General features: G+C 70.1%; 12 protein-coding genes. 6 read left to right on the forward strand and 6 right to left on the reverse strand.

The genetic code is table 11. From position 1 onward, the window contains the following. Positions 1-66: 66 nt before the first annotated feature. Positions 67-1,569 (forward strand): acyl-CoA dehydrogenase family protein, encoded by a 1,503-nt coding sequence (locus RM704_RS26985; RefSeq protein ID WP_311591326.1) that lies wholly within the window; start codon positions 67-69, stop codon positions 1,567-1,569. Positions 1,570-1,592: 23 nt separating this feature from the next. Further along, the gene (locus RM704_RS26990) at positions 1,593-2,081 is read left to right on the forward strand and encodes a nitroreductase/quinone reductase family protein (RefSeq protein WP_033525861.1); all 489 of its coding nucleotides are present in this window, start codon (positions 1,593-1,595) and stop codon (positions 2,079-2,081) included. A 180-nt stretch (positions 2,082-2,261) separates the two neighbouring features. Here RM704_RS26990 and RM704_RS26995 read toward each other — a convergent pair whose 3' ends face one another. Next, positions 2,262-2,909, reverse strand: coding sequence for a TetR family transcriptional regulator (locus RM704_RS26995; RefSeq protein ID WP_033525860.1), 648 nt, complete (start codon positions 2,907-2,909; stop codon positions 2,262-2,264). 443 nt (positions 2,910-3,352) lie between these two features. On the opposite strand from RM704_RS26995, the gene kbpA reads away from it, so the two are divergent. From kbpA to RM704_RS27015, 4 genes are all read left to right on the forward strand, one after another. After that, positions 3,353-4,273, forward strand: coding sequence for an AfsK-binding protein KbpA (gene kbpA / locus RM704_RS27000; RefSeq protein WP_033531817.1), 921 nt, complete (start codon positions 3,353-3,355; stop codon positions 4,271-4,273). Between the two features lie 329 nt (positions 4,274-4,602). After that, complete coding sequence (locus tag RM704_RS27005; protein WP_033531818.1) at positions 4,603-6,942, forward strand: serine/threonine-protein kinase; 2,340 nt, start codon at positions 4,603-4,605, stop codon at positions 6,940-6,942. A 267-nt stretch (positions 6,943-7,209) separates the two neighbouring features. Then, positions 7,210-7,722, forward strand: a complete 513-nt coding sequence (locus RM704_RS27010; protein WP_033531819.1) for a hypothetical protein — start codon at positions 7,210-7,212, stop codon at positions 7,720-7,722. A gap of 19 nt (positions 7,723-7,741) precedes the next feature. After that, the gene (locus tag RM704_RS27015) at positions 7,742-9,043 is read left to right on the forward strand and encodes an acyltransferase family protein (protein WP_078937477.1); all 1,302 of its coding nucleotides are present in this window, start codon (positions 7,742-7,744) and stop codon (positions 9,041-9,043) included. A 55-nt stretch (positions 9,044-9,098) separates the two neighbouring features. Here RM704_RS27015 and RM704_RS27020 read toward each other — a convergent pair whose 3' ends face one another. The 5 genes from RM704_RS27020 to RM704_RS27040 form a co-directional block, all read right to left on the reverse strand. Beyond that, positions 9,099-9,503 carry a hypothetical protein gene (locus RM704_RS27020; RefSeq protein WP_033531820.1) on the reverse strand — a complete coding sequence of 135 codons (405 nt, stop codon included), beginning with the start codon at positions 9,501-9,503 and terminating at the stop codon, positions 9,099-9,101. Continuing rightward, the gene (locus tag RM704_RS27025; RefSeq protein WP_107072440.1) at positions 9,490-16,269 is read right to left on the reverse strand and encodes a polymorphic toxin-type HINT domain-containing protein; all 6,780 of its coding nucleotides are present in this window, start codon (positions 16,267-16,269) and stop codon (positions 9,490-9,492) included. Before RM704_RS27025 ends, RM704_RS27020 begins: the two co-directional genes overlap by 14 nt. 114 nt (positions 16,270-16,383) lie before the next feature. Beyond that, a complete protein-coding gene (locus tag RM704_RS27030; protein ID WP_157856810.1) occupies positions 16,384-16,749 on the reverse strand; it encodes a hypothetical protein in 366 nt (121 codons plus the stop codon). A 448-nt stretch (positions 16,750-17,197) separates the two neighbouring features. After that, a complete protein-coding gene (locus RM704_RS27035; RefSeq protein ID WP_033531822.1) occupies positions 17,198-17,506 on the reverse strand; it encodes a hypothetical protein in 309 nt (102 codons plus the stop codon). A gap of 6 nt (positions 17,507-17,512) precedes the next feature. Continuing rightward, the gene (locus RM704_RS27040) at positions 17,513-24,394 is read right to left on the reverse strand and encodes a polymorphic toxin-type HINT domain-containing protein (protein WP_078937479.1); all 6,882 of its coding nucleotides are present in this window, start codon (positions 24,392-24,394) and stop codon (positions 17,513-17,515) included. Between the last annotated feature and the right edge of the window lie 23 nt (positions 24,395-24,417).

The following is a 24,417-nucleotide window of genomic DNA, read 5'->3' on the forward strand; positions in this document are numbered from 1 at the left end:
CCCGCCTAATATGACGGTCCGTCAGGTATGGAGATCGTGGCCGGGGGAATGGAAGGGGGGCCGCCCATGGATGCCCGCTTCACCGCCGAGCAGGAGGAGATCCGGCGCACCGTACGGGAGTTGCTGCTCAAGCGCTGCGGTCCGGAGGAGGTCCGGGCCGCCGTGCGGACGGGGCAGGGGTACGACAGCGGGCTGTGGGCCGCCCTCTCCGACCAGCTCGGGCTGCCGGGACTCGCGCTCCCCGAACCGTACGGCGGCGTCGGCTGCTCGGTGACGGAATTCGCCCTGGCAGCGGAGGAGTTGGGGCGTGCGCTCGCCCCCTCCCCGCTGCTGGCCACCTCCGTCCTCGCCGCTCCCCTGATCCTCGCCCTCGGCACCGAGCGGCAGCGCGCCGAGCTGCTCCCCCTGCTCGCCTCCGGCCGGCTCACCGCCGCCCTCGCGGTACCGGGCGGCGCTCTGTCCACCGCACTGGCCCTGACCGCCGACAACAGGGGCGCGTGGTCCGGCGGCGGCCGGGCCGGCGGCGTCCAGGCCCGACGCGCCGGGGACGCGTGGCGGCTCTACGGGGAGGCCGGACAGGTCCTCGACGGGCACAGCGCGGGACTGCTGGTCGTCGCCGCGCACGCCGGGGGGTACGCCCGCTCGCGGACGCTGCTGTTCCTGGTGCGGGCGGGCGGGGAGGGGGGCGGTGGCGTCGACGCTCGGGCCGGTGCCGGTGCCGGTGCCGGTGCCGGTGCCGGTGCCGGTGCCGGTGCGGGTGCGGCTGCGGGTACTGGCGCCGGTGCTGGGGTCGTACGGGTGCGGCAGACCGCTGTCGACGAGACGCGACCGGTGGCCAGGCTCGAACTGCGGGATGTGCGGGCCGAGTTGCTGGGCGACGACGACGAGGCGGACGTGCCGGGCGCCCTGGCCGGTGTCGGGGACGCGGCGGCCGCCGTGCTCGCCGCCGAGGCCGTGGGCGCCGCCGACCGGGCGTTGGAGCGGACGGTCGCGTATGTGCGGCAGCGGGAGCAGTTCGGGCGGCCGATCGGGTCGTTCCAGGCGGTGAAGCACCGGCTCGCGGACGTGTACGTACGGGTGCGGGCGGCTCGCTCGGCGGCGTACTACGCGGCCTGGGCGGCGGCGGCCGAGTCCCCTGGCGAGGGCCGTAGCCAAGAGGAACGGGTCGGTGGGCTGGCACTCGCCCAGGCCCTGGAGGCCTTGCGGGTGGCCGCGGGGGAGGGGATCCAGCTCCACGGGGGGATCGGGTTCACCTGGGAGCACGAGGCGCACCTGTACTTCAAGCGGGCGGCGGGGGACGAGCTGCTCTTCGGACAGGTGCACCGGCTACGGGGGCGGGCGGCCGACGCGGCGGGGGTCTTCACGGGCGCCGGCCGGGGCGGCCACGGCCGGGACGGTGACGGTCGGGGCGGCGACGGCCGGGACGGTGACGGTCGGGGCGGCGACGGCCGGGACGTTCACGGCCGGGACGTTCACGGCCGGGACGGCGCCGGTAGGGGGCTTGACGGACGGGGTCCCGGTGGTCGGGAGCTCCACGAGCGGGGCGTACGCGAGGAGGTGCGGGGCTGATGGCTTCGAGGAGCGCTGCGGGGATGACCGAGGGGATCAAGGGCATGGGCGTACGGCTGGTGCAGAAGGTGTCCTCGGCACCCGCGTTCGCCCGGGTCGCGCCGCACGTCATCCCCGCCCTGGACCGGGCGGTGCACCGGGTCACCCGGGGCCGCGTGCTGCTCAGCGCGCAGCTGCTGCCCGGGGTCGTCCTGACCGCGACCGGCGCGCGCAGCGGGGTGCCGCGGCGGACGCCGCTGGCCTGTATGCCCGAGGAGGGCGGCGGGAGTTGGATTCTCGTGGGGTCGAACTTCGGTCGCCCGGGTCACCCCGCCTGGAGCGCCAACCTGCTGGCCCAGCCCGACGCCGAGATCAACTGGAAGGGGCAGGACATCCCCGTCACCGCACACCTGCTGGCGGGCGCGGAACGGGCCGCCGTCTGGCAGGAGTTGCTGCGGTTCTGGCCGCCGTACTCGACGTACCAGGCCCGGGTCGACCGGGAGATCCGGGTGTTCCGGATCGTACGGCGCTGAGCCGTGGGCCGGCGGATCGTGCGGCGTTGAGCCGTGTGCCGGCGGATCGTGCGGCGCTGAGCCGTGTGCCGAGCGAGTCGCAGGGCCCGGTCCCGTGAACGCGGCAGGCGGCACTCCTCGGGCGAGGGTGCCGTCTGCGTGACAGGAATCGCGTCCGGGGGCGTGCCCGGGGGCTCCTGGCTACTTGGTGGGCTTCTTGCCGGTGATGCCCAGGTGGACCAACAGGGCCAGGTTGGGCTTCAGTTCGGCCTGCTTCACGCCCCAGGTCTGGAAGCCCTTCTGGTGGCCGGAGACCGAGGCGAGCATGGCGACCAGGGAACCGGCGAGGGCCGCCGGGTTCACGTCCTTGTCGACGCGACCCTTGGCCTGGAGTTCGGCGACCGTCTCCGAGAGGGAGTTGGTGACCGAGTTCAGGATCTTCATACGGATCTTGTAGAAGCGCTTGTCGCCCTCGGCGGCGCCCAGGTCGATGACGCGGAGGATGGCGTCGTTCTTGCGCCAGAACTCGAGGAATCCGTCGACGAGTTCCTGCGCGGTCTGCCAGCCGGCCTTGCCGACCCAGGAGCGGCCTTCGAGGAGGCTCGTCAACGCGGCGCCCTCGGTGGCCATTTGCTCGGCGATCTCCAGGACGGCGCCCTCGACGTCCGGAAAGTACTGGTAGAAGGTCGCGGGTGAAGTGCCCGCCTTCCGGGCGACATCAATGACTTTGACGTCCCGGTAGGGCGACGAGCTGAGCATCTCGCTGAGGCAGTCGAGCAGCTTCTGCCGGGTCGCCTGCCCTCGTCGGCCGGCCACGCGGCCGTCGACGGTACGCACTTGTCCTGTCATGCCGTCAGCTTACCGAGGGGTGATCGGAGCGCGATTCGGCCGACTGCAAATGGGGAGTGTGGGCTTCACCAAGGGGTTCGCGTGGTGAGTGGGGAGTGGGTTGGCCATTTTCTTTCGCCCCCGCCGCCCCTACCCGTCCCTTCCACAAGGGGCTGCGCCCCTTTGACCCCCTCGGTGGGGTTCTTGGGTGCGGGTTCGGTGGGGGCTGGTCGCGCAGTTCCTCGCGCCCCTTGGGGGGGCGCCCCCGTCGGCGGCCCTTGGCCGTTCCATTCACGAGGGGCTGCGCCCCTTTGACCCCCTCCGGTGGGGTTTTTGGGTGCGGGTTCGGTGGGGGCTGGTCGCGCAGTTCCTCGCGCCCCTTGGGGGGCGCCCTCTGCCCCCGTGCGTGCCGCTGTCGGATGCTCCGGCGCGCGGGGTGGGGCGGGCGCGTTTACGTTGGCGCTATGGCCGATGAGACGGGGGGCGCCGCCGAGACGGGAAGCGCCCCGTATCCCGAGGGCGTGCCCTGCTGGGTGGATGCCCAGTTGCCCGATGTGGAAGCGGGCAAGCGGTTCTACGGCGAACTCTTCGGGTGGACCTTCGAGGTGGCGCCCGGAGACGGTGCGCACGAGGTGTGGGCGCGCGTCGAGGGCGCCCCCGTCGCCGCCCTCGCCCCCAAACCCGACGGCCGTCTGCCCACCGTGTGGACGGTCCACTTCGCGACCCCTGACGCGGTCGCCCTCACCGCCCGGATCGTCGCGGCCGGCGGTCAGGTGATCATCCCGCCCACCCCGGTCGGCCGTCTCGGCACGGCCGCGCTCGCCACGGACCCGGAGAGCGCGGTCTTCGGTCTCTGGCAGGCCGCCGCGCACCACGGCTTCGGTCGGCGTCACGAGCCCGGCACGTTCGCGTGGGCCGAGCTCTACACCCGCGACACCAAGGCGGCCAACTCCTTCTACGCGCACCTCTTCCACGACGCCCTCTTCGGCCCGGACGCCACCCCCGACTTCGGCCGCGCCACGCTCACGGAGGTCTTCCCGGCGGAGATGCCGTCGCACTTCCTGGTCCACTTCGGCACGGAGGACTGCGAGGCCGCGCTCGGGACCGTCAGCCGGCTCGGGGGCCGGGTGCAGGTGCCGCCCTTCGACACCTCGTACGGAAATGTGGCGGTCGTCACGGACAATCAAGGGGCGTCGTTCGCGCTGCTCCAGCGGAGGGACGAGAACGGCTGGCGGGATGCCCCGCGGGCGGCGGATCAGGTCGAACAGCGTCCGGACGAACTCCGGCAACAGGGGGACGACCAGCGCGAGGACGAGGCGCGGCCGACGGGGGAACGCGCGGCGAACGGCCTGAAGGGCGACGCTGACCAGCGGGAAGACCGCTGAGGCGGGGGCTGCGGGCAGTTGTCGGGTCGACGTGCGGTCCGGTGGTCGCGCGGGGCGTGAAGGGGGCGCCGAGCGGGCAGACGTATGGGGTTGTGCGCCGGTGGTACGCGGCCCGCCGTGCTGTCCCACCATCCGGGCTCCCACTTCCCGAGGGGCGGACAACGTGGTTTTGTCCTGAGACACCCCGATCCGCCCCCGGGTTCGCACCTGCCCCCGGTAGCAGGAAGAATCGGGGTGCGTGCCGCCATGGCGGTGCGGTGGTGAGACGCTGCACGGGGTCGCGCGCACAACGTGGGTGACGCGGTCCGTACGGGGAGGTGGCAGGGCAAGTGGTGGATCAGCTGACGCAGCACGATCCGCGGCGGATCGGGCCGTTCGAGGTGCTGGGACGGCTGGGGGCCGGCGGCATGGGGCTGGTCTATCTGGCGCGCTCGGCGTCGGGTCGGCGCGTCGCGATCAAGACGGTGCGGACCGAGCTCGCGGAGGACCAGCTCTTCCGGGTCCGTTTCACGCGTGAGGTCGAGGCGGCCCGCGCGGTGTCCGGTTTCTACACGGCGGCCGTGGTCGATGCCGACCCGCGTGCCGCCGTGCCGTGGCTGGCGACCGCGTACGTCCCCGCGCCCTCGCTCGAGGAGATAGTGAACGACTGCGGGCCCATGCCGGTCCAGGCCGTCCGCTGGCTCGCCGCGGGAGTGGCCGAAGCCCTCCAGTCCATCCACGGCGCCGGACTCGTCCACCGCGACCTGAAGCCCTCCAACGTGCTCGTCGTCGAGGACGGGCCGCGAGTGATCGACTTCGGTATCGCCTCCGGCGTGTCGAACACACGTCTGACGATGACGAACGTCGCCGTCGGTACGCCCGCCTACATGTCCCCCGAGCAGGCGAAGGACTCGCGGAGCGTGACCGGCGCGAGCGACGTCTTCTCGCTCGGCTCGATGCTCGTCTTCGCGGCCACCGGGCACGCGCCGTTCCACGGCGCAAACCCCGTCGAGACCGTGTTCATGCTGCTGCGCGAGGGCCCCGACCTCTCCGGCCTCCCGGACGATCTGCGCCCCCTCATCGAGTCCTGTATGCAGATGGACCCGACCGCGCGCCCGAACCCCGCGGACCTCCAGGCGCAGCTCGCGCCGCACCTCTTCGGCTCCGGCTCGGACGACAGCGGTACGGCGTCGGCGTGGCTGCCCGAGAAGGCGGTCAGCCTGATCGAGACCCGCCGCGGCGGACGCCCGGCGCCCAAGCAGCAGAACTCCGGTGGACGCAGCGGCGGCGGTGCCCGCCCCGCGCCCGTGCCCCCGCCGCCACCTCCGTACGACCCCGCGCCCGTCTCCCTCGGCGCCCCGGACACCGGGCCGGTACGGCTCGCAGGCGGCCAGGTGCCCATCGGGCCCGGTCCGCGCGTCGCCGACGCCCGCGCCGCCGCCGTGAAGGCGCCCCCTCCCGAGGCCGGTCTCGCCGCGTCCTGGTCCCGGCCGCGCGCCGGCGTGAACGGCGCCGACCCCGCGCCCGCCGTGGCCCCGCCCGCCCCGGAACCGGCCGCCTCCGGCTGGCGCCCCTGGCGTTTCCGCATGTCGAACGACGTCTGGGGCACCCCGTCCGTCGCCGGCGACCTCGTCTACGTCACCTCCTTCGAGGTGCACGCCCTCGACGTGGCCACCGGCCGGCGCCGCTTCAAGACCCGGGACGTCGCCTGGTCGATGGCGGTCGCCGACGGGCGTATCCACGCCTCCGACGGCCCGACCCTCTTCGCGCTCGACGCCCGCGAGGGCGCCGACCTGTGGCGGCTGTCCACGGAAGCCTGGGTGTACTCGCTGAAGGCCGACCGGGGCACCGTGGTCACCGCCACCCGGGGCGGCGGCGTCCAGGGCTGGGAGGCGTCCAACGGGCAGAAGCTGTGGGAGCTCACCGGCGCACAGACCGACTTCGAGTCCCCGGAGGCCGGGCCGGTAGTCCAGGACGGCACGGTGTACATCTGGAAGGACGCCCGGCTGCGCGCGCTGGAGGCCCGGACGGGTGAGGAGCGCTGGTCGTACCCCATCGGCGACGCGGCCTCCTGCGGCGGTGTTCCGGTACGGCTGACCCCGGCCTCCGACGGCTACGTCTACATCGCCGCCGGAAGCCGTGTCCTCGCCGTCGACATCGCCGGCGGCCATGTCCGCTGGCACTTCGAGGCCCCGGCGGTGTTCCTGTCCGCCCCCACGTTCGCGCCGGGCCCCGCCGTCACGGGCGGCGGTGTCTACCTCGCCGACTACCTCGGCACGGTCTACGCCCTCGACGCGACCGACGGCCGTGACCGATGGCGTATCGCCACGGAGTCCCGTTCCTCGCTGGAGCCGGTGCTCGTGGCCGCCGGGCACGTCCATGTCGGCAGCGGCAAGGGGCTCTACACCCTCGACGCGGTCACGGGCACGCCCAAGTGGCGCTTCCAGGCGGGCGGCGAGATCGTGGGCGCGCCGTCGGTGGCGGAGGGCCGCATCCACTTCGGTTCGACGGATCACCTGTTGTACACGCTGAAGGCCGACGACGGCCGACTGCGCTGGAAGCTCGCGACGGGCGGGGAGATCACCGGGTCGCCGGTCGTCAAGGACGGCGTCGTCTACGCGTGCAGCAAGGACCGGTGCGTGTACGCGCTGGACGCGGAGAAGGGCACGGGGACGGCGCGCACGAGCTGAGTGCCGTACGAGGGAGCCGGGGCCGCGCCCCCGACTCCCTCGATCACGCCCCTCGCGCGCCGCCCTCCCTCAAGTACGCCTCGGCGTAAGCCCGTCCGGGTATCCGCCCGCGCCCGCGGCGAGGAGCCGGTCCCGTGCGCGGCCCGCAATCGCTTGCTCCCGGCCCGTGGCCGAATCGCTGCTATGGTGTCGTGCACCTGCCAGCAATGCGCTGGCGTTTCGCCATTTCGGCGCTCATTTCGCAACGTTTCAACGGGGGTTGAACACGTGAAGTCCCGCCACGTCCGTGCCGTCGCCGTCTTCGGTATCACCGTCCTCGCCCTCACCGGAGCCCGCGGCTCCGGCGGTGGAGGCTGCTCGGGCGGCTCGTCCTCCTCGTCCAGCTCCAGCGGCGGCTCCAGCAGCAGCGGTGGATCCGACAGCGGCTCGTCGTCCACCTCGGGTGGCAGCACCACCGTGGGGACGGGCGGCTCGTCCAGCTCCCAGCGCGGCGCCGCGAGGGACCTGAAGATCGAGACCTGCACCTACGACAACGGCCTCGTCTCCCGTGTCCGCGCCACCAACACCAGCTCCACCAGCACCTACTCGTACGAGTTCGACCTGGAGTTCACCGACGCGAGCGGCACCGTGCTGCACACCGCGGAGGACAACAGCATCCCCTCCGTGCCGCCGGGCGAGTCCGCCACCGTCGAGGTGAAGGCGCCCGCCGGCACGGTCGACGACGCCGGCACGAGCGGCGGCAGCTGCAAGCTGGCCGACCTGGAGCGCTCCTCCTTCTGAGCTGCACATGAGAGCGGGTATGAAGTCATCACCCGCCGCGACGCCCCGGACGGCCCCGTCCGGGCCGTCGCGGCTCGGCTGGCTGGACGCCTTGCGCGGCATCGCCGCGCTCGTCGTGGTGTTCGACCACTCGTCGTACTCCTTCATGGCGGAGTTCCGCCGGGAGCTGATGCCGGAGTTCAACACCAGCCGTTACGGCATCATGGTGTTCTTCCTGGTCAGCGGCTACATCATCCCCGCGTCGCTGGAACGTCGGGGCTGTGTGAGGACGTTCTGGACCGGCCGTCTCTTCCGCATCTACCCGCTGTGCGCGGCCGTCGTCGCCGGTCTGATCGCGGCCGACCACCTGGGTGTCGCGGAGATCCGGGACTTCGGCGGGCAGAGCCTCGCCACGGTGGCTCTGGCCCATCTCACCCTGTTCCAGGAGCTGTTGGGTACCCCCAATCTCCTGCTCGTCCTCTGGACGCTTTCGTACGAGATGGCCTTCTACCTGCTGGTCGTCGCCCTCTTCACGGTGCGTCTGCACCAGCGGTCCGGTGCGGTGGCCGTCACCCTGGCGGGGTTCGCCGCGCTGAGCGTGGCGGCCGGGTTCACGCTGCCGGCGTCGGCGCTCTCCGACGAACTGGGCACCGGCCGGCTGATCGCGCTCGCGTCGGTCGTCATGGTCGTCGCCATCTGCTGCGCGAGCACCGGGTCGGCCGTGCTGAAGGTGTTCGGGGGGCTGCTGGGCGGTGTCCTCGCGCTGGCCCTGGTCGCCCTCAACGGCACGGTCCCGGTGTGGGAGGGGTTGGTGATCCTCGCCGTGATGTTCCTCGGTACGGCGGTGTACCGGGCCGACACCGGTCAGAGCGGCTGGGCGTGGGCGGGATGCGCGGCGGCCCTGGTGGTCGCCTGCGCGGTCGGGAGCGCGTATGTCGACGGCGACGGGGGCCACTTCACGCGGCGCGCCTGGATCGTGTCCTTCCTGCTGGCCGTGGCCACCTTCGGCATCGGGCTGGCGCTGCGCCGTCGGCGGATCCCACGGCTGCTGACGTTCCTGGGCACGATCAGCTACTCCGTCTACCTCGTGCATCCGCTGCTGCTGGCGGTGAGCGACGGCACGATCGGCCGCCGCCGCCACGACGACCTCGTCCTCGAAGTGGCCTTCTACGCCGTGCTGCTGCCGGTGTGCGTGGTGACGTACTACTGCGTCGAGGCGCCGGCGCAGAGGTGGGGGCGGCGCCTGACACGCCGCCTGACCAGCCGCGACGACCAGGGCCGGGTGGGGCCCGGGGCGCAGTCGGCGTCGGCAGCGGAGCCGGCGCCGGATCGAGTGGGCTGACAGCGAGGAAGCCACCCTCCGCACGGTGCGGAGGGTGGCTTCTTCAAGGGTCGGATCAGTACACCTGTGCCACGAACACGGTGATCGTCTTCGCTACGACCTCCACCGGCACGGGCCCTTCGACGGTCAGCCACGCGACATCGGGGAAGCCGGGTGGCCGCGCACCCGGCCCGGAAAGACCTTCGGGCCAGGACGGATCACTTCCGGGAACGTGCTTCACACGGATCTCGTCGACGAAAGCCGCATCCATGTCGAGAACGGCTCCCATGGACGTCCAGACGACTCCCGTGAGCGAGACCATGACATCCGGGGCGCTGGGGCCGAGGCGCAGGAAAATGTCCACGCAGCCGTCGGCTCGCGCCGTGTCGGCCGAGACGCGCTCCAGGAAGTAGCCCTCACACCCCTCCAGAGCCTCGGATGCCCGCCGACACACAGCCGCGAAATCCTCACTTGCAGCCACCAAGATATTCTCCGTGATCGTGTGAACTCGTCTTGTTTCCATTCTGGTCCCAGCGCTGCGCCCAGTTCTTCTGGTTGGGCCCGGGATCCACCACCGACGTACGGGTCACCCGGCCGTCGCCCAGGCGGATGGTCAACTTGCTGCCGTCCCCGCTTCTGTAGGTCGCGTACTTGTCGGAGATCGCCTGGAGGTCGAATCCGCGAGAGCTCAGGACGTTGTCGGCTTCCGTCTGTGACAGCCCCGACAAGTCCGGCACGCGAGCGGCGTTCGGCACGCCACTGTCGTTGTGCACCAGCACGGTGGTCTCACCCGCCACGACGTAGTACGTGTGGAGGTCGGCGACGGTCAGGTTGTGGACCGTGGTCGGTTGGGTCCAGCGGTCGATCGCGGTGATCTCGACCAGCGCCCCGGCGGACGTACGGAGCCGGTCGCCGGTGGACAGGTCGGTGGCCTCGGCCCACGTACCCAGGGCCGGGACCCAGAACGGGTGCCCGCCCGTGGCGGTGACCGTAGTGGTCTGCTTCTTGCCGTCGATCTCGATGGTCAGGGTGATCTTGACCAGGTCCTTCTGGCCCTTGCCGGTGATTTCGGCGGTGACCGTCTTGACCGTGGTGCGGCCGGTCTCGGGGTCCGTGGCGAGAACCTTGTCCCCGGTCCGCACGTCCTCGATGGCCTTGGTCGTGCCGTCGGCCATGAGGACCTTCGTGCCCGGGACGAAGCTGTTGCAGGGCGCGCCCCGGCCGGCCGCGCCGCCCAGGTAGGCGAGGAGCCCCGTGTAGACGATCTCCTTAATGACGTTGCCTCGGGCGACGGCCGCGGCCTTCTCGTTGCACTCCTCGGCGTTGTAGACGCAGTAGGTGGCCGCGAGCTCCTTGGCCTTCTCGACGTCCTTGCCGCCGTGCAGCACGTACAGATACGCCTGACGGCATCCCTCACGGCCGTAGCAGGCGGTGCCCTCCCGGCCCTTCTGGGACGACTCGTAGACCGGGTTGTACCAGAAGTCGTCCGTGAACTCCCCGTTCATCCTGGGGGACCAGTACTGGTCCGCCAGGACGTCGATGTCGTTCGTCACCGGGGTGTTCGTCGACACCCACTGCTTCTTCGCCGCCTGGGAGCGCTTGTAGATGTTGCCGCGGCGGTAGTCGGTGGTGCCGGACTTCGGGTCGTAGCCGACTTCCTTCTGGGTCTTCTTGCTGCAGTACTTGAGGTCGTACTGGCAGGAGTTGGGCTTGGACCCGATCTCCGTGCCCGCCGGGTCCGAGTAGGTCAGCGGGTTGTTGTTGGCGTAGGTGTAGCCGTGCATCTGCTGCGGGTCGGTGGCCGTGAAGACCGGGTCGACCGACAGGAAGCGGCCCGTGGCGGGGTCGTACTCGCGGGCGCCGAGGTGCGTGAGGCCGGTGGCGGTGTCGATGGTGCCGCCGACGAAGCCCCTGGTGCCGGGCCAGGCGTTCGGCTCGGTGCCGCGCGGCCCGCCGAACGGCAGGGTGCGGCGCTGGGTCAGGGCCTGGGTGGTCGCGTCCACGGACAGCTGGGCCGTGCCGTGGTGGTCGGCCAGAGTGAAGGAGATCTTCCCGTCGTTGGCCTGGACGGCCGTGTGGCCGCCGCCGAGATCGAAGTAGCGGGTGCCCTTGGGGGCCGTCGCTCCCTTGGCCAGGGTGATCTCCGTGGGACCGAGGTAGAGCGTGGTCTCGGTCGGGGTCCGTCCGATCAGGCGGTTGCCCTCGGTGTCGTACAGGTACTCGGTGACCTTGTCGCTACCGCCCTCCACGGGTTCGGTGACCTTGGTCAGATGGCCCTCGGTGTCCCAGTCCAGGGTCTGGGAGGTGCCGTCGCCCAGCAGTCGGGTGTGGGTGTTGCCCGCGTCGTCGTAGCCGAAGCTGTCGGTGGACTTCACGGTCCCGGTGGTGTTGTCCACCGAGGTCAGCGCGTGCGGGCGCACGGCACCCGGGTCCGGGTAGTGGTACTCCCGCTCGGTGTCGGAGCCGCCGGACGTTGTCGCGTGCTGGGTCTCGGTGAGCCGGTTGCCCACCTTGTCGTAGGTGTAGGACGTCCAGTACGGGGCCGGGCCGCCCACCGCGCTCGTGGTGGGAGTGGCGACACAGCCGGTGGTCGACTGGGCCCAGGCCTCCTTCACCCGCCCGAGGTGGTCGTAGGTGAAGCACTGGTTGTCGGTGCCGGAGCGGGAGGTGTCGGAGACGGACAGGACGTTGCCCGCCTCGTCGTACTTGTACGTGTTGAGCTGGTCGACACCCGCGACGTCCTGGCGGTCCACCCGTGAGGTGGCCAGCCGCTGCGTGCCGAATTGGTAGGTGTTGGTCTCGTACGTCGCCTTCCCGCCGTTCGCGGCCATGGAGTACTGCAGCGGCTTGCCGGTGTAGCTGTAGCGGGTGCTCGCGGCCAGGTTCAGCGGACCGCTGACCCCGACGGGCCGCAGCGTGCCGTCCTCGTAGGTGTAGGTGACCGTGTTGGCGGCCAGGTCACCGGCCTTCGGGTAGCCGACGCCCTCCACGTTGCCCGACGCGTTGTACGTGGTCGCCGAGAGGTAGGTGCCCTGGAGGTCGCCCTCGGAGGACGGGATGGTGACGGAGGTGCGCAGTGGCCGGTACAGCCGGTCGTAGGCGACGACGCTCGACTTGTACTCCTGGCCGCCGCTGAAGCGGGAGCTGGAGGCGAGCCGGCCCTTGGCGCCGCTGACGCTGTCGTAGACCCACTTGGCGCGCAGCGTCCCGGAGGAGGAGTTGTCCCGCATCTCGGTCTTGCGGCCCAGGCCGTCGTACACGTAGGCCAGGACACCCTTGGCGTTCCTGGACAGGGTCATCAGGGACCTGTCGTCGTACTCCAGGCGACCGGCGCCCTTGTCCGGGTCCGTGGTGTCGGTGAGCCGGCCCATCAGGTCGTACTTCCACGTCCAGGCGTTGCCCGCCGGGTCGGTGACCTTGGTCAGCTCACCGCGCGGCGAGTAGTCGTACGACGTGGTGTCGTAGGCGGCGTCGGCGGAACGCGAGTGCAGCAGGCGCAGCTCGGTGGTGCGGCCGCGGGCGTCGGTGACGGTGGTCTGCGCGGTGCCGCCGACGGGCGGGATGACCGTGGTGCGGTCCCCGCCGTAGAGGGTCCTGGTGACGCCGAGGACCTCTCCGCCGTCGCCGTTCCCGGCGATCTGCTTGAGCTCGGTCGGCCGGCCCAGGCCGTCGTAGGTGTACCAACTCTGGGTCTCGACGCTCAGTGCGTCGGCGGGCTTGAAGAGCGTCGTCGACGGTGCGGCGGTGATGTAGTAGGTGGAGAACTCCTTTGCCTTCAGGCCGCGTTCGTCGTAGAAGGTGTCGGCCAGCAGCGTCCCGCCGTCCGGGCCGGGAGCCTGCGTCTGGCGGGGGCGGAGGAAGCCGTCGTACAGGACGTACGAGGTGTCCTGCGCACCCGAGTTGCCGATGCTCTTCGTCCCTACCACGACCGGCTTGCCGTCGGTGATGGTGTAGGTGAACTCGTAGCTGGGGGTCTGGCCCGTGGTCCGGTCCGGCTGCCACACCTTGGTGGCGCGGCCCAGCGCGTCGTACGCGTAGGTGGTGACCTTGCTGTTGGTGTCGGTCTCGGTGAGCGGCAGCCCGCGCAGCGCCTCGTAGGTGGTGGTCGAGGTCTGGGCGGTGGTGCTGTCGCCCGCCGTGGCGGGCGGGGTGGTCACCTTGCTGCTCGTCGCGAAGCCCGTGGCCGGGGTGTACGCGGTGGTGGTGGTCCGTCCGCCGGTGCGGGCGGTCCGGGTGAGCGCGCCGGCGGCGGTGACCGTGACGTCTGCGGTCAGGTCGGTGGTGGTCAGCGCCCGGCCGTAGCCGTCGAAAGTGGAGCTGGACTCCAGGTAGACCGCGGTGGTGCCGTCGTACGTCTTGAGCTTCGCCGTCCTGGTGGCGTCGCCCTTGGTCGCCGCGGCGCCGTAGGCCCCGCCGTCGTAGGCGGTGCGGACGTCGGAGATGACGTCGTCCGGGCGGCTGGTGGTGGCGTCGCAAGCCTTGGCGACCGTCTCGACCCGTGCCGGGCTGGCCAGGGGGACGCTGCCGGTGACATAGGTGGTGCGGGTGCACTGGTTGTCGGCGGCGGTCGCCGTGTCGCCCAGGTCCTCGCTCTGCACGACCAGGCCTGTGGCGGGGTCGTGGGTCTCGGAACCCGAGGTGATCCGCCACTTGGCGCCCGCGCCGTCGTCCAGTGAGGTCCACGACTTGGAGGAGGCGGTGCCGGTGAAGTTGGCGGTGACGGTCCCCCAGTCACGGACCTTCTTCGCGGTCTCCTTGTACCAGGGCCGGCTCACCGACTTCTCGAGGACCTTGCCGCCGGGGCCGGAGTAGGTGACGGTCTTGTACGCGAAGCCGGCCTGCGACTCGTGGTCGGTGATCGGGTCGCCCTCGCCCGAGTCCAGGGTGACGGAGACGCTCTTGGTGCCGCCGGAGGGCTCCTTGCGGTCGCCGTCCATGCCGCGCAGGAAGTACGAGTCCTGCTGGGTCTTCATCGCCGAGGCGCCGCCCTGGCCACCGGTGCGCACCCGTACGTGGCCGTAACCGCGCCACTGCGACCAGGTCCGCAGCTTGGCCTTGGACATGCCGTCGTCATCGTCGTAGTGCCAGGCGGCGCCGTCCAGGTAGTCGTACATGGTGACCTGGTCGGGCGAGCCGCCCGTGCGGTCGGTCGCGGTGACCGTGTCGACGACGTACTTGTTGAACCACTGCAGCTCGGGGTCGTCGCTCGAACTGCCGCCGATGTACTGCGGGAAGCAGCGGGTGGTGTTGGTCTGCGGGGTCGGCAACGCGTCGAAGTCACAGACCGGCGCCGAGTAGTTGACGTCGATCTGGCCGCCCGAGTCGTCGGCGATCGTGGACAGCCGGTCCTTGATGTACGGGGCGTAGCCGTCGCCGGTCTTGTCGAGCCGGTTGGCGAGCTGGGTGTACGCGAAGGTGGTCTTCGGCAGCGTGATCGAGGCCGTGCCGTCATGACCGGTGCGCTGGACGGAGTCGAGCAGCAGCTGGTAGTCGGTGTCGGCCATGCCCCAGCGGTGCGTCAGCTTCCAGGAGTCGACGTTCTTGTACCCGCTGCCGTCGTAGACCTGGGTGGCGACCTCGGTGAGCCGTTTGCGGGTGAAGAACGCAGGGGAGAACCGGCCCTCGTCGCAGTCCGTGCCCGCCTCGCAGTTCAGGTCCCAGGGAGTGTCGTACCAGTACTGGGAGTCCGTGGAGATGGACGAGCAGGTGGTCGAGTTGTCGGCGATGCACCGCTCACTGTTGCTGAGGTCGACCTTGGCCAGCGCCTTCGTCGAATACATGGCGGAGGACTTCAGCCCGTACTCGACGCGGTCCAGGGTGCCGCCGCGTACGTACGGGGTGTCGTCGGCGGCCTTGAGGTTGCGGCCGTAGGAGTTGGTCTCCTTGTCGTAGTAGTACGCGACCGCGTTGCCGCGTCGGTCCACGACGTAGTCGAGGTTCCAGCGCCAGCCCTGCTGGCACCAGGACGACGCGAACGTGGAGGCGTTGCAGGGCTCGTCGGCGTTGTTGCCGAAGACCGGCACCGTCCACGTCGAGTCCGTGGTCTCGTTGCCGCTCGCCCAGCCCGGCAGCCGGTTGTAGCCGAAGAAGTACCGGGTGCCGTCGGGGGTGGTCACCCGCCAGTACTCGTCGTTGCGGGCGCCGTTGGACCGCACGTCGGACGACGAGCCGTAGATCCGGTCGACCTTCGTGCCGTCGTCGTTCTGCAGCTTCCAGGAGTTGGTGCCGTTGGGCACCAGCTCGCCGCCGGAGCCGTTCAGCGACAGGGTGGCGTTGTCGTACGCCCAGCACAGGTCGCCCGGCTCCTTGCCGTCGGCGTTCTTGGCCCCGTCCTTCTCGCAGCTCTTGTAGCTGCGCTCGATGAAACCGGGCGCCAGATCGAAGCCGTCACCGACCCAGGACGCCTGGTTGTTGCTGTTGCCCGTCCGGCCGTCGACACCGCCGGAGGAGTACGACAGCCCGATCTGCGGTGTCAGTCCGCCGGGCACCTTGGGCACCGCCATGTCGTACGACCAGGCGAACGAGCCGCTGCTCAGGTCCGTGTTCCAGGTCGACGAGGCCGACAGGGACGTGGCCGTGTAGTCACCCTTGTCGCTGCTCGCCGCCGTGGTGGCCGCCAGGACGGTGGCCGAGCCGGCGCTGAGGGTGACCGACTTCGTTGTCAGCGTCTGCTTGTCGGTGTCGTTGACGGTCTCCACCGGACGCGTGGTGCGGCACTTCGCCTTCTGCGGTGTGGTGAGCGCGCAGGCGGGGAGTTGGACGAAGGTGAGGCGGGAGGCGTAACCGCCACCGTAGAGGCCGGCGAAGGAGGAGTAGTCGAGCGCGGCGCGTGTCTTGCCCGCGCGCTGCTCGGTGTTCTGGCGGGGTGTGAGGGTGAAGACGGGGCCGTCGACACCGGTCCTGCGGGCGGCCTTCTTGGACAGGGCGCGCACGGTGTAGGTGCCCTCGGCGGCGTCTGCGGTCTTCTTGACGCGGGTGTCCAGGGTCAGGGGGAGTCCCTTGACCCGGGTGGTGTCCTTGTCCAGGGTGACCGTCGTGCCGGCCGCCTTGGGCCAGGTGGTGGCCGGGGCCTTGGCGGGTGTGCGGGGGCCCTTAGTGACCGTGCGGGGCACGGCCTTGCCTGCCGGGCCGCCGGTGACCGGGGATTCGGCCTTCGGCAGCGCGGGCTTGCGCCAGGCCGCCTGGGCGACGGCGGGCACGCCCGACGCCTGTATCAGTGTTCCGGTCAGCACGGCGGCCGTGGCCATGGCCACCCGGCGCCAGGGCCTACCTGTTCTTCTGCGTGGTCTTACCTGCATACGCTCTGCTTCTCCCGTTGAGTGGTGCGGACTGAGTGGCGAGTGGTGGTGGAGGGGTGACCGCTACTGGGCGGCACCGAAGGCACGGATCTTCTTCACCTGCGCCGTGACCAGCTCGTCCGGAATGACGGCCGGCTTCTTCCCGTCCGACGCGTTGGGCCTGACGAAGTTGTGAAACATGGCGACCGTCGTGCCTTCCCGCAGCACCACGACCGCATGGGGCACGCGGATCCTCACGCCGTCCGGATACGACACGACCTCGACCAGGCGCAGGGAGACGGATTCGTCCCCGTGTACGGAGTCGCGTTGCACCTTGACATCCGCATAGGACCTCCGGCCCTCCTTGAAGGCGGTGCAGCTTTCGGCTGCTCTCCTGAATTCGCGCACCGCCGCTTTCGCATCGCCGAGCCGATGCGATGCGAGAGTCATGACGGCCCAGGGGCGGGTTCCTCTTCCGCTGTACGTCCGATTGATGCGTGCATGGGCCGCGTAGGCGCTGCTGCTCCGCCCGAGAGTCTGGGCGATCGCACTGCACGTGCCCGGTTCCGCCCTCCTTTCGGAAGGGGCCGGGCTCATCGGTATGCGGCCGAAATTCTCGCCGTCACGCTTTCCCAATGCCACGTCGTCAAGATCTGCCTCGGTCCACGGTCCGCGCGCGGGGCTTTCTGCTGAGGAACTTCCGCCCTCGGAACTCACGCTGCCCGCTCCGGTACCCTGCCCACACGCCCCGACGAGAAATGCGGCCAGCGTCGCGACCACCGCACCATTGACGCCTGATCTAACCAAAGTCGTTCCCTTGTTCCGATGTCGGAGATTCGAGAGCGCCAGCGGCCCTACCGGGTGGGACGTTGCTAGGGCCGCTGGACTTCACGCTGGACTACAAAGGAAAGTCATTTTTCCAGGGTGCGTCGAGCGAATTCGGGTCGACCCCGAGGTCGCTGACCGCACTGTCGACTGCTTCCAGCGTCGCCACGACAGCCACCTGCACGCGCTCGATGTCCTCTTCCGCGAAACAGATGTCTTCGTCGACGAGATTTTTGGGGATCTCCACGGTCGAGACCCTGAAGGTCCCGTCCTGCAACGGAAACACCCATACCCAGGCGTAGCGATCCTGAGATTCCGGCTCGCGACGCGCCGACACCAGGGATTTCGTCATGGTCAGGCGGTTTGCCACCTCGGTGCGCATATGAACCTACGGCTTCCAGAAGATGCGAATGATGGATCCACCGTATTGGGAGTTCTCGAAGGTGTGAATCTGGAGATGAGGGAAGTCCCCGTCTCTGTTGCCCGCACCGTGCCCCGCCACCCGGCCGTCCGCACCCAGCTGATCATCCCAGTGGTACGTTCCGCTCTTCGACCCGAAATACTGCCTGGTCCCCTTGCCGTCGAAACCGGCGGCGTTTCGATATCCGTTGCCCTGGAACTTGCCCAGGAAGAGTTCCTCCGCTTCGGCACGCGACCCGACCGTGATGCTCGTCCGCCCCTCATCGATGGCACGCGATGCCGATGAGACCCGACCGCTGGACCAGGGGAACAGACACCCCCCGGCATTGTGAACCAGGACCGGAGTCTCGCCCGCCAGCACGAAGTACGTGTGCAGGCCCGCCACCGTGAGGTTGTACGTCCTGGCCCGCTGCGTGAAGGCGCGGTTGGCCGTCACGATGACCGTGTCGCCGTCGTCGGTGAGCAGGGTCATGCCCGCGGCGAGGTCGCCCGCCTCGATCCAGTCCTTCTCGGACGGGGACCAGAACGGGTGCTCGTGGGTCGCCGTGAGCTTCTCGACGCCGTCCTCGGTGGCGATCGACAGCTCGTTGAAGTGCTTGTCGTCCTCGGTGACGATCAGGCGGGTCACCTTCCGGGGACCGGACTCGCCGGTCTTCGGATCGGTGGCCAGGACCTTGTCGCCGAGCTTGATGTCCTCGATGTCCTTGCTGGTGCCGTCGGCCATGAGGACGTCGGTGCCGGCGAGGAAACACTTGGTGCAGGGCAGGGACTTGGCGACCCTGCCGCCCTTGCCGCCGGTGATCACCATGGCCATGAGGCTCTCGATGACCTTGCCGCGCTCCCACGCCTCCGCGTCGTCGACGCATTCGGAGGCGTTGTCGAGGCAGTAGGTCGCGGCGATGCGCTTGGCCTGTGCGTAGTCGGCGTCGGTGAGCTTGCGACCGAGCTTCGTCAGGTAGTTGTTCGCCTTGAGGCATGCCAGTCGGCCGAAGCAGGCCTGGCCGACGCTGCCGTCACGCTCGTAGACCGGTGTGTTCCAGTAGTCACCGTCCGGCGCGCGTCCGCTCGGCGAGTACTCCGAGAACCAGGCGTCGAGCTGGTCCGTGTCGGTCGAGGCCGGCGCGTGCTGGGAGATCCACACGCTGTCGTCGTTGCTGCTGGTTGTCGTCGTGGTCTTCTTGGTGGTCTTGGACGCGCCCTCGTACCCGTCCGCCGTCGGCCAGCCCTTGCCGTCGTTGCAGCTGTCGCACCACAGGCCGGTCGGGTCGGAGAACGTCACCGGGTTGTTGTTGCTGTAGGTGTAGCCGTGCATCTGCTGCGCGTCGGTCAGGTCCATCACCGGGTCGACGCTGATGAAACGGCCGATCGCCGGGTCGTACTCGCGGGCCCCGATGTGGGTCAGCCCGGTGACCTTGGTGTCGTCGGTGCCGCCGACGAACCCCTTGGTGCCCGGCCAGTTCGCCGGCTGGGTGCCGCGGGGCCCACCGAACGGCAGGGTGCGGCGCTGGGTGAGCTGCTGGGTGGCCGCGTCGACCGCCAGCTGGGACGTGCCGTGGTGGTCGGCGAGGGTGATCGAGACGCTGCCGTCGTCCTTCTGGACGCCCTGGTGGCCGCCGCCGAGGTCGAAGTAGCGGGTGGCCTTGGCGGTGGTGGAGCCCTTGGCCAGGGTGATCTCGGTGGCGCCGAGGTAGAGCGTGGTCTCGGTGGGGGTGCGACCGATCAGACGGTTCCCGCCGGTGTCGTAGAGGTACTCCGTGACCTTGCTGCCGCCGCCCTCGACCGGTTCGGTCACCTTGGCGAGGTGGCCCTCCGCGTCCCAGGCGAGGGTCTGGGTGTCACCGTTCAGCGTGCGGGTCTCGGTGTTGCCGGTCTCGTCGTAGCCGTAGCTGTCCTCCGCCGTGCCCGTCGCGTCGGTCGTGACGACCGAGGACAGGGTGTGCGGGCGAGCGGTGCCCGGGTCCGGGTAGTCGTACGCCCTCTTGGTGTCCTTGGCCGTGTCGCCGGTGGTGTCGTGGATCGTCTCGTTCTGCCGGTTGCCCACCTTGTCGTAGGTGTAGGAGTGCCAGTACGGGGCCGGGCCGCCGAGGACACCGGCGCTGGGCGCGGTGGCGCAGGCGGTGGTGGGCTGGGCCCAGGCCTCGGTCATGCGGCGCAGGTGGTCGTAGGTGAAGCACTGGTTGTCGGTGCCGGAGCGGGAGACGTCCGACACGGACAGCACGTTGCCCGCCTCGTCGTAGCGGAAGGTGTTGTGCTGGTCGACGCCCGCGATGTTCTCGCGGTCCACGCGGGAGGTGGCCAGACGCTGGGTGCCCCACTCGTAGGTGTTGGACGCCCAGGTCTTCTTGCCCCCGTTGTTGGACAGTTCGTACTGCAGCGGCTTGCCCGTGAGGCTGTAGCTCGTGGTGGACTTCAGCCCCTGGCTGCCGGAGACGCCCGTCGGACGCAGGGTCGCGTCCTCGTAGGTGTAGGCCACCGTCGCCGCCGGGAGGGCCCCGGCCTTCGGGTAGCCGACGCCCTGGACCGTGCCCGAGTCGTTGTACGTGGTCGACGAGAGGTAGGTGCCCTGCAGAGCGCCCTCGGAGGACGGGATGGTGACGGAGGTGCGCAGCGGACGGTACAGCCGGTCGTAGGCGACGACCTTGGTGCTGTAGGCGTTGCTTCCGCTGTAGCGGATGGACTCCGCGAGGTACCCCTTGGCGCCGCTGACCGTGTCGTACACCCACTTGGCGCGCAGGGCGCCGCTGGAGGAACCCTCCCGGATCTCGGTGCGGCGGCCGAGGTTGTCATAGCCGTACCAGAGCGCGGGAGTCTCCGCGTTCGGACGGGCGTCGTCGGCCGTGGTGAGCCGGCCCCGGTCGTCGTACGCGCTGACGGTGGTGCCCTTGTCCGGGTCGACGGCCTTGGTCTGCCGGCCCAGCAGGTCGTACTGGTACTCCCAGGAGTTGCCCGCCGGGTCGGTGACCTTCTCCAGCTTGCCGCCCGCCGTGTAGCCGTACTTGGTGGTGTCGTACGCGGCGGTCGCGCTGCGGCTGTGGTGCTGGCGCAGCTCGGTCAGCTGGCCGCGGGCGTCGGTGAGCTTGGTGGTGGCGACGCCTCCGACGGGCGGGACGACCGTGACGCGGTCACCGCCGTAGAGGGTCTTCGTGACACCGAGGACCGCTCCGCCGTCGCCGTTTCCGGCGAGCTGCTTCATCTCGGTCTGCCGGCCCAGGCCGTCGTAGGTGTAGCGGTTCTGCGTCTCGACGCTCAGCGCGTTCTCGGGCTTGAAGAGTGTCGTGGACGGGGCGACTTCCGCGTAGTAGCTCGCGAACTCCTTGGCGGCCAGGCCGCGTTCGTCGTAGAAGGTGTCGGCCAGGAGGCTTCCGCCGTTCGGGCCGGGCTCCTGGGTCTGGCGCTGGCGGAGGAAGCCGTCGTACAGGACGTACGAGGTGCGCTGGGTTCCGTTGTTGCCGAGCGTCTTGGTGCCGACCGCGGCCGGCTTGCCCTCGGCGATGGTGTACGTGAACTCGAAGTTCGGGGTCTGGCTGGTGGTCCGGTCGGCCAGCCACACCTTGGAGGAGCGGCCCAGCGCGTCGTAGGTGAGGTTGGTGACCTTGGAGTTGGTGTCGGTCTGGGTCTGCGGCTGGCCGCGGAGGATGTCGTACGTGGTCGTCGAGGAGTGCGCCGTGGCCGCGTCACCCGCCGTGGCCGGTGGCGAGGTCACCTTCGTGCTGGTGGCGAAGCCCGTGGTGGGCGTGTAGGCGGTGGTGGTCGTACGGCTGTCGCCGCGTACCGTCCGGCTCAGGACCCCGGTGGCGGTGACCTTCACGTCCGCCGTCAGGTCGGTGCTGGTCAGCGGGCGGGCGTAGGAGTCGAAGGTGGCTCCGGACTCCAGGTAGACGGCGGTGGTGCCGTCGTACTTCTTCAGGACCGCGTTCGCGGTCAGATCGCCCTTGGTGGGGGCCGCGCCGTACGTACCGCCGTCATAGGCGGAGCGCACGTCGGAGATCACGTCGGCGGGACGGCTGGGGGTCGTGTCGCACGCCTTGGCGACGGTCTCCACGCGGGAGGGGAAGTTGAGGATGTTGTCGGTGGTGTTGGTGGCGTAGGTGGTGCGGGTGCACTTGTTGTCGGTGGACGTGGTGTTGTCGCCGAAGTCGTCGACCTGGGTGACCCGTCCGGCCACGGTGTCGTGCGAGTTGGCGAGCGAGGTGATCCGCCAGGCCGCGCCGGCGCCGTCGTCCAGCGAGGTCCACGTCTTGGTGGAGGCGGTGCCGGTGAGGTCGGCCGTCACCGTGCCCCAGTCCCGGGTCTTCTTCGCCGTCTCGTGGTGCCAGGGGCGGTTGACCGTCTTGGTCAGCGCCTTGCCGCCCGGTCCGGAGTAGGCCACCGCCTTGTAGGCGAAGCCGGCCGCGGACTCGTGGTCGGTGATCGGGTCGCCCTCACCGTCGCCCAGGGTGACGCTGACGGTCTTGGTGCCCCCGGAGGTGTCCTTGCGGTCGCCGTCCATGCCGCGCAGGAAGTACGAGTCCTGCTGCGTCCTCATGGCCGAGGCGCCGCCCTGGCCGCCGGTCTGGACCCGGACGTGTCCGTAGCCGCGCCACTGGGACCAGGTCTTGTGCTTCTCCTTCGTCAGCCCGTCGTCGTCGTCGAAGTGCCAGGCCGCGCCGTCCTTGTAGTCGTAGGTGATGACCTGGTCGGGGGAGCCGCCCGTGCGGTCGGTCGCGGTGACGGAGGCGACCACGTACTTGTTGAACCACTGCAGGTCGGGATCGGCGGTGGAACTGCCCCCGATGTACTGCGGGAAGCAGCGGGTCGTGTTGGTCTGCGGCGTGGGCAGCGCGGCCGCGTCACAGACCGGCGCGGAGTAGTTGACGTCGGTCTGGCCGCCGGACTCGTCGGCGATCGTGGACAGCCGGTCCTTGATGAAGGGGGCGTACCCGTCGCCGGTCCTGTCGAGGCGGTTGGCGAGCTGGGTGTACGCGAACGTGGTCTTCGGCAGGGTGATCGCCGGGGTGGCGGTGTGGCCCGTGCGCTGGATGGAGTCGAGCAGCAGCTGGTAGTCGGTGTCGGCCATGCCCCAGCGGTGCGTCAGCTTCCAGGAGTCGACGTTCTTGTAGCCGCTGCCGTCGTACACCTGGGTGGTGACCCCGGTGAGCCGCTTGCGGGTGAAGTACACCGGGGAGAACCGGCCGTCGTCACAGTCGGTGCCCGCGTCGCAGTTCAGGTCCCAGGGGGTGTCGTACCAGTAGGCGGCGTCGTTCGCGATGGAGTCGCAGTCGGTCTGCGCGTCCGCGATGCAGCGCTCGCTGTTGGTGAAGTCGGCCTTGGCCAGCGCCTGCGCGCTGTACATGGCGGAGGACTTCAGCCCGTACTCGATGCGGTCGACCGTGCCGCCACGGACGTAGCGGGTGTCGTCGGCGGCCTTGAGGTTGCGACCGTAGGAGTTGGTCTCCTTGTCGTAGTAGTAGGCGATGGCGTTGCCGCGCGCGTCGACGACGTAGTCGAGGTTCCAGCGCCAGCCCTGCTGGCACCAGGAGTCGGCGAACGCCGCGGCGTGGCAGGGCTCACCGGAGTCGTCGCCGAACACGGGCACGGTCCACGCGGAGTCGGTGGTCTCCTTGCCCTCCGTCCAGCCCGGCAGGCGGTTGTACCCGAAGTAGTAGCGGGTGCCGTCCGGGGCGGTGACCCGCCAGTACTCGTCGTCGCGGGCGCCGTTGCCGCGCACGTTGTCGCTGGAGCCGCGGATCCGGGCGACCTTCGTGCCGTCGTCCTTCTTCAGCTTCCAGGAGTCGGTTCCGTCGGGGACCAGCTCACCGGCCTTGCCGTTGAAGGTGAGGAAGGCGTTGTCGTAGGCCCAGCACAGGTCGCCGGGCTTGCCGCCGTCCGCGTTCTCCACGCCGTCGTCGTCGCAGGGCTTGTAGCGGCGCTCGACGAATCCGGGCGACAGGTCGAAGCCGTCACCGACCCAGGAGGACTGGTTGTTGGTGTTGCCCGTCCGGCCGTCGACGGACGCGGAGGAGTACGTCAGACCGACGTTGGGCTTCAGACCGCCGGGGACGCTGGGCACCGCCATCTCGTACGACCAGTTGAAGTCACCGGTGTTGAGGTTGGTGCTCCACGTCGAGGAGGGGGACAGCGAGGTGGCCTTGTAGTCGCTGCCGACGCTCTCCGTGTCCGCGACGGCGGCGAAGACGGTGGGCCCGCCGGAGCCGAGGGCCAGGCCGGACGCGGTCAGCGTCTGCTTCTCGGTGTCGTTGACGGTGGCCACGGGCCGGGTCGTGCGGCACTGCTTCTTCTGCGGCGTGGTGAGTGCGCAGGCGGGCAGCTGGACGAGGCCGAGGCGGTCGGCGTAACCGCCGCCGTAGAGGCCGGCGAAGGAGGAGTAGTCGAGTCCGGCGCGGACCTTGCCGGCGCGCTGGGCGCCGCCCTTGCGGGGTGTCAGGGTGAAGACGGGGCCGTCGACGCCGGTCTTGCGGGCGGCCTTCCTGGACAGGGTGCGCAGGGTGTAGGTGCCGTCGGCGGCGTCCTTCGATTTCTTGACCCGGGTGTCCAGCGCGAGGGGCGATCCCTTGACCCGGGTGGTGTTCTTGTCAAGGGTGACCGTCGCAGTGGTCGCCTTGGGCCAGGTGGTGGCCGGGGCTTTGGCGGGGGTGCGGGGTGTCTTGGTGACCTTGCGGGGCACGGCCTTGCCGGCCGGGCCGCCGGCGACCGGGGACTCGGCCTCGGGCAGTGCGGGCTTGCGCCAGGCAGGCTGGGCGACGGCGGGAACGCCGGACGCCTGTATCAAGGTGCCGGTCAGCACCGCGGCCGAGGCCATGGCGACCCACCGCCACGGTCGGCCTGTTCTCCTGCGTGGTCTGGTCGTCATCCGAGTCTTTTCCTCCCGTTGGG

Source organism: Streptomyces gottesmaniae, assembly GCF_031845845.1.
In the GTDB taxonomy this organism is placed as follows: Bacteria; Actinomycetota; Actinomycetes; order Streptomycetales; family Streptomycetaceae; genus Streptomyces; species Streptomyces akebiae.